This is a genomic window from Streptacidiphilus jiangxiensis (assembly GCF_900109465.1).
Taxonomy (GTDB): Bacteria; Actinomycetota; Actinomycetes; order Streptomycetales; family Streptomycetaceae; genus Streptacidiphilus; species Streptacidiphilus jiangxiensis.
Genome location: NZ_FOAZ01000065.1, coordinates 1 through 9,337 on the forward strand (window position 1 = coordinate 1; position 9,337 = coordinate 9,337).

Sequence of the window (9,337 nt, forward strand, 5' to 3'; positions counted from 1 at the left end):
CCTCGGCCTGCCGTTACGGGGGCGCGAGACCGGGCTGCATCGGCTGCGGCCTGTTCCTGATCTGGCCCTCGATGTACACCGACGTCACCGACGTCTACCGGATCGGCCGGGCCGGCCGGATCCGCACCGACCTCGGCGGGGTCTACTTCAACGTCGTCTTCATGCTCGCCCTGACCGGCTGTTACTTCCTGACCGGTCAGCCGTTCTTCCTCAGCGCCGTCTACCTCGGCCACTTCGAGGTCCTCGAACAGCTGATGCCGGCGGTCCGCCTCGACGGCTACTACATCCTCGGCGACCTGGCCGGCATCCCCGACCTCTACGGCAAGATCCGCCCGATCGTGCTCAGCATGGTCCCGGGCCGTCCCACCCCGCCCGAGGTCGCCGACCTCAAGCGTTCCGCCCGCGTCATCGTCACCACCTGGGTCTGCACGATGGTGCCGCTGCTGCTGGGCGACCTGGGCTACGCCCTGTGGAACCTGCCCCGGATACTCGCCACCGGGATCCGCTCGCTGACCGAGCAACTCTCCGGCACCGCGGACGCGTTCACCCACGGCCAGTTCGCCTCCGGCACGGTGGGACTGCTCGGCTGCCTGATGCTGGTCTGCCCGCTGGCCGGCATGGCCTACCTCTCCGTCCGCCTGGCCGGCCGCCTGCTGCGCGCCGCCCGCCGGGCCACCGCCGGACGACCCCGCCTGCGCGCCGCACTGTGCGCGTTCGGGCTGGTCGCCGCAGGCGGCCTGTGCTGCGCCTGGGTCGTCGGCCTCACCCCCAAACCCCTGCCACCCCAACCCCCCATCGTCCCCGTCCTCCAACCCGGCGTCCCGACAGCCGTACCGAGCACGCCGCCCAGCCACCACCACACCGGTGGGGTGGGTGCCGGTGGGACACCGACCCCCGGCGCCAGTGGCGGCCACACCCGCGGCGGCGGCCTGCCGCTCCCCAGCGCCTCGGCCACCACGACGGTGCAGCCCAGCACCTCGCCGTCCGCCACGCCCACCGCGAAGCCGACCACGGCCAAGCCCACTCCGACCGCGAAGCCCACCAGCTCCGCGCCGACCGGCCAGCCCACCACCGGTCCGACGCCGACCCCCACCGCCGCACCGACCACGGCGGTACCCACCACGTCCGCCACGGCGACTCCCCCGCCCACGACGGCCGCCACGGGCGCCGCGACCAAGGCGCTCCAGTAGATCCAGCAGCCCGTTCACAGCGAGGAGCACACTCCATGGACCTCAACCAGCACCGCAAGTCCCGCATCCGCGCCGGCGCCGCGCGCCGCGCCCTGCGCGTCGGCCTGCTCGCCACCGCCGGCCTCGGCGTCATCGGTGCCACCACCGGCGTGGCGCAGGCCGTCGGCGGACACGACGGTGTCGCGGTGGCCGACGACGGGGCGCACACCCTGGCCAACCCCGCGCACGAGTCCCGCTTCCAGGACTCCTTCACCGTCCACCAGTACGGCGAGCTGTTCGCGGCCAGTGCGCGCAACCAGGCGCTGGCGGTGTCCGCCTACTGCAAGGCCGACGACCCGTGCCGCTCGGTCGCGCTCTCCTTCCAGATCGTCACCATGGCGGGGACGGACATTCACCTCAACGCGGTCAACCTCAGCCGCGCGGAGAACGTCCACTGCGACGGCTGCGAGACGCTCGCGGGGGCCTACCAGTTCGTCGTCTCCACCCCGCGCCCGTTCACCCTCAGCGCCACCGCGGAGCGCCAACTGGCGGAGATCCACCGCAAGCTGGACGCGCTGGGCAAGTCGAAGGCGCCGATCGACCAGATCAAGAGCCAGGTGGACGCGCTGGCCGCGCAGGTCACCGCGATCCTCAAGGCGGCGGCCGCGACCGCCCCCAAGGGTCCGGGCGTCTCGGCCCTGTCGCAGATGGAGCCCGAGGTCACCGTCCACCGGGTCTTCGACGAGCACTGATCGCGACCCGCACTGGTCGATCACGCCGCCTACGGGCCGGTCAACGGGACCGGCCCGTAGGCGGCGTCACTCCGGATGGTCGTCCTTGCGGACGGCGATGTGGTCCGGTTCGAGGTCGATGGCGACGCGCTGCTGCTGGCCGCCGGAGAGCTGGTCGGGGCGGCGGTCGGCCAGGTCGCCGATGTCGAGGGTGGTAAGGAGCAGGAGATCCCGGTGGGATGACGTTCGGTCAGTCCTGTGGCGGGGCGAGGTAGGCCGCGGTCGCTTCGGGGGTGGCGAGCCAGCGGGCGAAGTCGGCCGGGTCGGCGTAGGTCTCGGCCAGCCGGGATGCCACCTGCGGGCGGGCCGCGGCCTCGGCGAAGGCCCACTGGACGTGGTCGGGGAGCGGGCCGAGCATCGTGGTGGTGAACTCCACGGTGTGGCGGGCCGCCTGCTCCCAGTAGGCGGTGAACAGCGCCTGCATCCACGGCTCGTCGAACGGCCGCTCCCCGTGGGCGCTCACCGCGGCGGCGTACAGGGCCGCGCAGCGGGTGGCGTTGTTGGCGCCCTGCGCGGTGATCGGATCGTTGACGACCAGGGTGTCGGCCATGCCGAGGACGGGCCGGGCGCCGCCGCCGGGCCGGGCCACCGGGTGCCGTACCGTCGGCGTCACCGCCCCGGCCAGCGACGCACCGCCGTCGGTGGGCTCGGCGTCGGCCAATGCCTGCCATTCCCACGGCACATGGCGGCGGACCAGCTCACGGGTGCGGGCCAGCGTCTGGGCGGGGTCGGGGTCGTCGCCGAACACGTCCAGCGGGCCGCCCGGGATCGCCTCCCAGAGCAGGATCACGCAGGGGCCGGACAGGGTCAGCGCCGGCTGCAGCACCAACTCGCCCGCACCCGCCACGACATGGATGCGGGCCGGGTCGCCTGCGGGGTCGGGCAGATCCTCGGGTGCACCCACGCCGTGCAGGTAGACGCAGGACAGGTGCCGTTGGGGCGCGTCGAACCGGCTCCGGGCGGCGTCCCGGGCGAAGAGCGAGGCGAGTGCGCCGCGTCCGGCAGCGACTACGGTGAGCTCGTTCTGCCTGGCCAGCCCGGCGACATCGGCCGGCTCGACCCGCCGGTACTCGACCCGCCCGCCCCGCTCCTCGAACAACTCCAGCCAGGCGGCGGTCTTCAGCCGCTGGTCCACCGAGTGCGCCGGCGCGCGCACCGCCGCGTCGAACGACAGCACCGCCTTGCCCTCGGCGCCGACGACGACGTGCAGGCCTCGCGTGTCGGGCGCCTGCCCGTCCCACAGAGCCAGTCCGGCCGCGCGCTCCAACTCCCGTGCGGGCCCGAACATCGCCTGGGACGAGAGCACCCGCCCCGCCCGGACCTGGTCCGGCGTCCGCTCGGCGACGACCGTCACCCGCTGTCCTGCCGACTGGAGTTGCAGCGCCAGCTGCAGACCGGCCTGCCCGGCCCCGACGATGGCGACATCCCGCATGCGGCCTCCTCCGAACAAAACGTCAGCAGTCCATCCTCACGCGGTTGATGCCCTGGGGACAAGGCCACCCGGACGGGGGCGCCGAGACCGGGTTGCCGAAGAAGATCCTTGCGCCATATGCCGGTCATCGATATATGTAGGTCTCATGAGTGAACGGGCACGCCCCATGCAGGAGCCCACGCTGCTCCTGCTCACCGCCCTGGCCGACGAGCCCAGGCACGGCTACGCACTGATGCAGGAGGTCGCCGAGATCTCGAACGGACGGGTGCGGCTGCGCACCGGCACGCTCTACGGCGCGCTGGAGCGGTTGCAACGGGAGGGAATGGTCCGGGTGGAACGGGAGGAGGTCGTCGACGGCCGGGCCCGCAAGGTCTACGCCCTCGCCGACCCGGGCGCGGTCGCGCTCGCGGAGGAGACGGCCCGGCTGCGCGCCGTCGCCGAGGAGGCCGAGCGCCGACTGGCGCGGCGGCCGCGTCCGAGCGCCAGGGGAGCCCTGGCGTGAGTCGTCCGGAGGGGGAGAGGGACATGGAGCAGGAACGCGAAGGATCGCACGTCGGATCGCACGACGGATCGACGCCGGCGGCGCTGCGCCTCGCACTGCGGACGCTGCCGCGCTCCGCCCGCGCGGCTCAGGCGTCGGAGTTGGCGGCCATCTTCGCCGAGGCCACCGCCGGTCGCGGTCGGGCGGCCGTGCTGCGCGAGGCGGCGGACGTCGCGGGGCACGGGCTGCGCCTGCGCGTCGGCCTCGGTGGTCGGGGGCGCGCGGACGGGATCGTGGCGAAGGCCGCGCCGCTGGCGGTCTCCCTGTGTGTCGGACAGGGGGTGCTCTATGTGGTGGCGCTGGTCGTGATGCTGATGAACCAGCCGCAGTTCGACCAACTCTCCCCGTCGGACAAGGTGATGCTGGTCGGCACGGTGGCGGCGACCGCCGTCTGGCTGGTGGTGCTGACGCTGCTGCTGGTCGGCCGCTGGGGTGCGGCGCGGGTCCTGGCCTCGGCCGGTGTGCTCGGCCAGGCCGGCGCGCTGGCCTGGGCCCTGCCGGAGGCGACCGGTTCGCGCAGCTTCATGGTCGGCGACTCGCTGCTGCCGTCGCTGTTCGTGTGGGTGCTGCTGCTCGCGGTGCCGCGCGACATGGCGGGACCGGTGCTCGGACGGGATCGCGGCGCTGCCGCCGGGATCGCGCTGCTGTCGCTCCTGCCGTACGGGCTGATGCTGGTGATCCACTATCCGAACGAGATGGCACTCGCCGTCGGCTTCATGTGGGTGCTGCCCATGCTGCTCGCCCTCGCCCTCGCTCGCAGGGGTGGCACCGGCGTGGCGGCCTTCGGCCTGGCATCGGTGGCCGGCCTGCTGCGGTTCGGGGTGCCGACGCTGGCCTCGCTGACCTCCCCGTCGGCGGTCGCCGCGGGCGGCGTGGTCCTGGTGGCGCTGGCGGCGGCCTGGCGGAGCCGGTCACTGCGGGCGGCGGAACGGCGGGCGGTCGGGTCCTGAGCGCTTCCGGGTCGGCGTTCGTCAACCTTTGTTGACAGCCGCTGCTCGTCAACCTAAATTGACAGACATGAGCGAGACCAGAACGCTCGCGGACGCCGCGAGCAGCCGTGATCCGGCGGTGGGGTTGAAGGCCGTGCGCGCGCTGCGCGAGCTGGCCGAGCGACTCGAGGACCTGCAGGTCGGCAACGCCCGGGCGCAGGGATGGACCTGGCAGATGATCGCCGACTGCCTCGGTGTGAGCCGTCAGGCCGTTCACAAGAAGCACGGCGGCGGCAGCCGCTTCGGCCGCAGGAAGGAAGACTGAGGATGTTCGAGCGGTTCACTCCCGACTGCCGGCGCACCGTGGTCCTCGCCCAGGAGGAGGCCCGGATGCTGCACCACCGCACCACCGGCTCCGAGCACCTGCTGCTCGGTCTGCTCGGGCTCGGTCACGGCAATGCCGCCACCCTGCTCACCGAGGGCGGCCTCGACCTGGCGGCCGCCCGGTCGGCGGTCCAACGCCTGCACTCCGAGCCCGAGTTGGACGCCGAAGCGCTGGACACCATCGGCATCGACCTCGATGCCGTCCGCGAGAAGGTCGAGGCCGTCTTCGGGGTCGGCGCCCTCAGCGGAGCCACCGGCCCGGCCGCCCGCCGCCGTCAGGGCGCCGGACGCCTCCCCGGAGGGCATCTGCCCTTCACCCCCGACGCGAAGAAGGCCCTGGAGCTCTCGCTCCGCGAGGCGCTCGCGGCCAAGAGCCGCGAGATCCTCCCGGAACACCTGCTCCTCGGCCTGATCAGCGGCGACGTTCCCGCCGCCCGCCTCCTCGCCGACCACGGCTTCGACCTCGCCACCCTGCGCGCCCGGCTCCTCGCCTGACGGCGGTACCTGCACCGTCACGCGGCGTCGCCTCCCCGCAGCCCGCCGAGGTCGCCCGCCTATGCTGGCGGGACGACGGGCAGCAGGGAGGCGGTTGCGCATGGAGCCGGAGCGGGAGCGGGTGTCGGCGGAGGGACCGGACGAGATCCGGATCCTCGCCGCGACGGCGATCCTCGGCTACGGCTTTCCCGACGCCTCCTTCGCGGCCGGCCTGGCTCGGCGTCCGCACGTCATCGCTGTCGACGCCGGCTCGACCGACCCCGGGCCCTACTACCTGGGCGCGGGCGAGTCCTTCACCGACCGGACCGCCGTCAGACGCGACCTGGAGCGGATGCTGACAGCCGCTCGGAGTCTCGGCGTGCCGGTCGTCGTCGGCTCGGCCGGCGGCGCCGGCGCGGCCCCGCACCTCCGGTGGCTGGTCGCGATCGCCGACGAGATCGCCGCGGAGCAGGACCTGCGGCTGCGCACCGCCGTCATCGCCGCCGACGTCGCGCCCGAGACGGTGCTGCGGGCCCTGGACGAGGGCCGGATCACCGCCGTCCCCCACGGCCCGGAGCTGACCGGGGCGGACGTGCGGGCGAGCACCCGTATCGTCGCGCAGCTCGGCGTCGAGCCGCTGGTCGAGGCGCTGCGCGGCGGCGCCGACCTGGTGCTGGCCGGACGTGCATACGACCCGGCGGTCTTCGCCGCGCTGCCGCTGCTGCACGGCTTCGACGAGGGCCTCGCGCTGCACCTGGGCAAGATCCTCGAATGCGCCGCGATCGCCGCCGTGCCCGGCAGCGGCAGCGACTGCATGCTCGGCACCCTGCGCCGCGGCCACTTCGTCGTCGAGCCGCTGTCTCCCGACCGCCGCTGCACGCCGACCTCGGTGGCCGCGCACACCCTCTACGAGAAGAGCGACCCCTACCACCTGCCCGGCCCCGGCGGGCATCTCGACCTCACCGACTGCGCGTTCACCCCGGAGGGGGAGCGCGGGGTCCGGGTCACCGGATCACGGCACGTCCCCGCGCCGTACACGCTCAAGCTGGAGGGCGCGCGACTGCGCGGCTTCCGCACCGTCTCGCTCGCCGGTGCCCGCGACCCGGTCTTCATCCGCGAGCTGGACGGCATCGTGGCGGGCGTGCGCGCACGCGTCGCGGACAACTTCCCCGACCTGAAGCCGGAGCAGTACGAGCTGCTGGTGCGCGTCTACGGGCGCGACGGCTGCATGGGGCCGCTCGAACCCCGGCCCGTCGTCGGCGGGCACGAGGTCGGCCTCGTGATCGAGGCGGTGGCCGACACGCAGGAGCTGGCCGACACCCTGTGCGCCTTCGCCCGTTCCACGATGCTGCACTTCGGCTACCCGGGCCGCCTGTCGACGGCGGGCAACCTGGCCTTCCCCTACTCGCCCTCGGACTTCCACGCAGGCGCGGTCTACGAGTGGAGCCTCTACCACCTGCTGCGGCTCGGCGCCGACGAGGCGGCCCGGGCGTTCCCGATCCGCTGGACCGAGCTGCCCGAGGGGGCGTCATGACCGACGGACGAGCCACGCGGACGGTGCCGCTCCCGGAGCTGGCCGACGTGGTCCGCAGCAAGAACGCCGGACCGTACGAGCTCACCCTCGACATCATCTTCACCACCCGCGCGCAGTACGAGCTGGTCAAGCGCGAGCGGCTGGTCGACCGGCGCGTGGTCGCGGAGCTGTACGGCGTGCCGGTCGCGGACGTGGGCGAGCCGATCTTCTACGACCCGGCCCGCGCGGTGAAGATCAACCTGCGCCGTCCGCTTCCCTCGGGCGCGGTCGGTGAGACGGACGTCTACGGCGCCCAGCAGCACGGACCCCTCCTCGCGCTGCGCCTGCCGGTCCCGGGCGACGCGGAGCCGGCGACGTAGGGTGGGACGCAGCGACGGGCCTGCGGCCCGCCGGACCGGAGGAGGGGCGCGGGTGGGAATACGAAGAGCGGGCGCGGCCGTCACCGCGGCCGTCCTGTGCGCGGGGCTCGCCGCATGCGGCGGTGGCGGCGGATCAGGCACCGACCGGCCCGCGCGCAGCAGTGCGTCCGGGCGGGCGGCGCCGGCGAGCGCGTCGCCCTCACCACTGCTCGCCGCCGGCCCGTACGTCGCCCTCGGAGACTCCTACACGGCCGGGCCGGACATCCCGCAGCAGACCGGCACACCCGCCGGGTGCGCCCGGTCGAGCCAGGCCTACCCCGCGCTGCTGGCCGCCCGTCTGCGCCTGGCCCCGGCCGCGTTCCGCGACATGAGCTGCAGCGGCGCCCAGGTCGCCGAGCTGACCCGCCGCCAGGTCACCTCCGACGGGGTGAACCCCGCCCAGCTGTCCGCGCTCACGCCGGCCACCCGGCTGGTCACCCTCGGCATCGGCGGCAACGACATCGGTTTCGCGGACCTGGTCGGACGCTGCGTCAGTGCGGGGCTGCTGCGGCAGACGCCGTGCCGCGAGCAGCTGACGTCCGGCGGGGAGGACAGCGTCGAGGCAAGGATCGTGGTGGCGGGGGAGCGCCTCGGCGGCGCGCTGGCCCAGATCCACCGGCGCGCCCCGCACGCCCGCGTGCTCGTGGTCGGCTACCCGGAGATCCTGCCCGCCGACGGCGCCTCCTGCACCGCGTCGCTCGCCATCGGCGCCGGTGACGTGGCCTATCTGCGCCTCAAGGAGCAGCATCTGAACGCGATGCTGCGGCGCCGCGCCGAGGCGGCGGGAGCCGCGTACGTCGACACCTGGACGCCCTCGGTGGGCCACGACGCGTGCTCGCCCGCGGCCACGCGCTGGGTCGAACCGTTGCTGCCGTCCGCGCCGGCGGCCTCGATGCACCCCAACGCGCGCGGCGAGGCGGGCATGGCCGCAGCGGTCCTGACGATGCTGGGAGAAGGCTGAAAATCTTCTGGGAGCCGTTCACGCGCGGTGACCATGTCTCAGCAGCGGCTTTTACATACGGGTAACGAAGCTGTGCCCGCCTTCCTCTGAAAATCCTCTGAACGCTTGTTGACGCGTCAGATGACGCCCTGCTTCTCTGGTGTTCGCAAGGAACACCCCACCTTGTGGTGACAAACCCCCACCCGCCCTGGTTCTCGCATGCCGTGATCTGCGCAGTTGTTTGGCATGTGCATGGCGTATTACCAAGGGTGACCGATCGAAAGGACCCCGCACCCTCATGGGCAAGGCTTCGATACCCCGCAAGCAGCTCGGCGCCGTCGGGCTCGCCGTCGCGGCGCTGGTCGGCGGCGCTCTGACCGCAGCCGCTCCCGCTTCGGCCTCCGCCGCCTCGTCGACCGTCACGACCGCCGCCCGCCACCACGTGCACACCCGGCACCTGTGCGCCGCCCCCAAGCACGTGCGGACCATGTCCTGCCTCGCCGAGGTCCGCACCGACGTGACGCAGGCGCACGTCTTCGCCGCCCACGCCGTCAGCGCCGACGCCACCCCGTCCGGGTACGGCCCCGGCGACCTGCTGAGCGCCTACAACCTGCCCGCCAACGGCGGCGCGGGGCAGACCGTCGCGATCGTGGACGCGCAGGACGACCCGAACGCCGAGGCCGACCTCGCCACCTACCGCAGCCAGTACGGCCTGCCGGCCTGCACCACCGCCAACGGCTGCTTC

The 9,337-nt window shown here is 73.6% G+C and carries 10 protein-coding genes and 2 pseudogenes; 11 read left to right on the plus strand and 1 reads right to left on the minus strand.

The features are described 5' to 3' along the window. The 3 genes and pseudogenes from BMY61_RS43180 to BMY61_RS48550 all read left to right on the plus strand — a co-directional run. Positions 1 to 1,190 (plus strand): annotated as a pseudogene (locus BMY61_RS43180) (hypothetical protein); the annotation flags it as partial. A 35-nt stretch (positions 1,191 to 1,225) separates the two neighbouring features. After that, entirely contained in the window at positions 1,226 to 1,921 is a 696-nt protein-coding gene (locus tag BMY61_RS43185; RefSeq protein WP_042451556.1) for a hypothetical protein, read from the plus strand. Positions 1,922 to 1,996: 75 nt separating this feature from the next. Further along, on the plus strand, positions 1,997 to 2,143 hold the full coding sequence (locus BMY61_RS48550; RefSeq protein WP_161791292.1) for a hypothetical protein: 147 nt from the start codon (positions 1,997 to 1,999) through the stop codon (positions 2,141 to 2,143). 7 nt (positions 2,144 to 2,150) lie between these two features. Here BMY61_RS48550 and BMY61_RS43190 read toward each other — a convergent pair whose 3' ends face one another. Beyond that, positions 2,151 to 3,392: a styrene monooxygenase/indole monooxygenase family protein gene (locus tag BMY61_RS43190; RefSeq protein ID WP_042451554.1), complete on the minus strand. Its 1,242-nt coding sequence runs from the start codon at positions 3,390 to 3,392 to the stop codon at positions 2,151 to 2,153. Positions 3,393 to 3,537: 145 nt separating this feature from the next. On the opposite strand from BMY61_RS43190, the gene BMY61_RS43195 reads away from it, so the two are divergent. From BMY61_RS43195 to BMY61_RS48250, 8 genes and pseudogenes are all read left to right on the plus strand, one after another. Continuing rightward, entirely contained in the window at positions 3,538 to 3,894 is a 357-nt protein-coding gene (locus BMY61_RS43195) for a PadR family transcriptional regulator (protein ID WP_042451551.1), read from the plus strand. A gap of 23 nt (positions 3,895 to 3,917) precedes the next feature. Further along, positions 3,918 to 4,883 carry a hypothetical protein gene (locus BMY61_RS43200; RefSeq protein ID WP_042451550.1) on the plus strand — a complete coding sequence of 322 codons (966 nt, stop codon included), beginning with the start codon at positions 3,918 to 3,920 and terminating at the stop codon, positions 4,881 to 4,883. A gap of 67 nt (positions 4,884 to 4,950) precedes the next feature. Continuing rightward, the gene (locus BMY61_RS43205) at positions 4,951 to 5,187 is read left to right on the plus strand and encodes a hypothetical protein (RefSeq protein ID WP_042451548.1); all 237 of its coding nucleotides are present in this window, start codon (positions 4,951 to 4,953) and stop codon (positions 5,185 to 5,187) included. Between the two features lie 2 nt (positions 5,188 to 5,189). Further along, positions 5,190 to 5,741, plus strand: a complete 552-nt coding sequence (locus tag BMY61_RS48960) for a Clp protease N-terminal domain-containing protein (RefSeq protein WP_042451546.1) — start codon at positions 5,190 to 5,192, stop codon at positions 5,739 to 5,741. A 100-nt stretch (positions 5,742 to 5,841) separates the two neighbouring features. After that, positions 5,842 to 7,254, plus strand: coding sequence for an acyclic terpene utilization AtuA family protein (locus BMY61_RS43215; RefSeq protein WP_042451544.1), 1,413 nt, complete (start codon positions 5,842 to 5,844; stop codon positions 7,252 to 7,254). Continuing rightward, complete coding sequence (locus tag BMY61_RS43220; RefSeq protein WP_042451543.1) at positions 7,251 to 7,613, plus strand: DUF4387 domain-containing protein; 363 nt, start codon at positions 7,251 to 7,253, stop codon at positions 7,611 to 7,613. Before BMY61_RS43215 ends, BMY61_RS43220 begins: the two co-directional genes overlap by 4 nt. Before the next feature lie 52 nt (positions 7,614 to 7,665). Continuing rightward, a complete protein-coding gene (locus BMY61_RS43225) occupies positions 7,666 to 8,613 on the plus strand; it encodes an SGNH/GDSL hydrolase family protein (RefSeq protein ID WP_052438963.1) in 948 nt (315 codons plus the stop codon). A 277-nt stretch (positions 8,614 to 8,890) separates the two neighbouring features. Then, positions 8,891 to 9,337 (plus strand): annotated as a pseudogene (locus BMY61_RS48250) (hypothetical protein); the annotation flags it as partial.

Bases quoted from the DNA above. Each gene is read 5' to 3' on its own strand.
- BMY61_RS43185 (WP_042451556.1), top strand. From the start codon at position 1,226: ATGGACCTCAACCAGCACCGCAAGTCCCGCATCCGCGCCGGCGCCGCG.
- BMY61_RS48550 (WP_161791292.1), top strand. From the start codon at position 1,997: ATGGTCGTCCTTGCGGACGGCGATGTGGTCCGGTTCGAGGTCGATGGC.
- BMY61_RS43190 (WP_042451554.1), bottom strand. From the start codon at position 3,392: ATGCGGGATGTCGCCATCGTCGGGGCCGGGCAGGCCGGTCTGCAGCTG.
- BMY61_RS43195 (WP_042451551.1), top strand. From the start codon at position 3,538: ATGAGTGAACGGGCACGCCCCATGCAGGAGCCCACGCTGCTCCTGCTC.
- BMY61_RS43200 (WP_042451550.1), top strand. From the start codon at position 3,918: ATGGAGCAGGAACGCGAAGGATCGCACGTCGGATCGCACGACGGATCG.
- BMY61_RS43205 (WP_042451548.1), top strand. From the start codon at position 4,951: ATGAGCGAGACCAGAACGCTCGCGGACGCCGCGAGCAGCCGTGATCCG.
- BMY61_RS48960 (WP_042451546.1), top strand. From the start codon at position 5,190: ATGTTCGAGCGGTTCACTCCCGACTGCCGGCGCACCGTGGTCCTCGCC.
- BMY61_RS43215 (WP_042451544.1), top strand. From the start codon at position 5,842: ATGGAGCCGGAGCGGGAGCGGGTGTCGGCGGAGGGACCGGACGAGATC.
- BMY61_RS43220 (WP_042451543.1), top strand. From the start codon at position 7,251: ATGACCGACGGACGAGCCACGCGGACGGTGCCGCTCCCGGAGCTGGCC.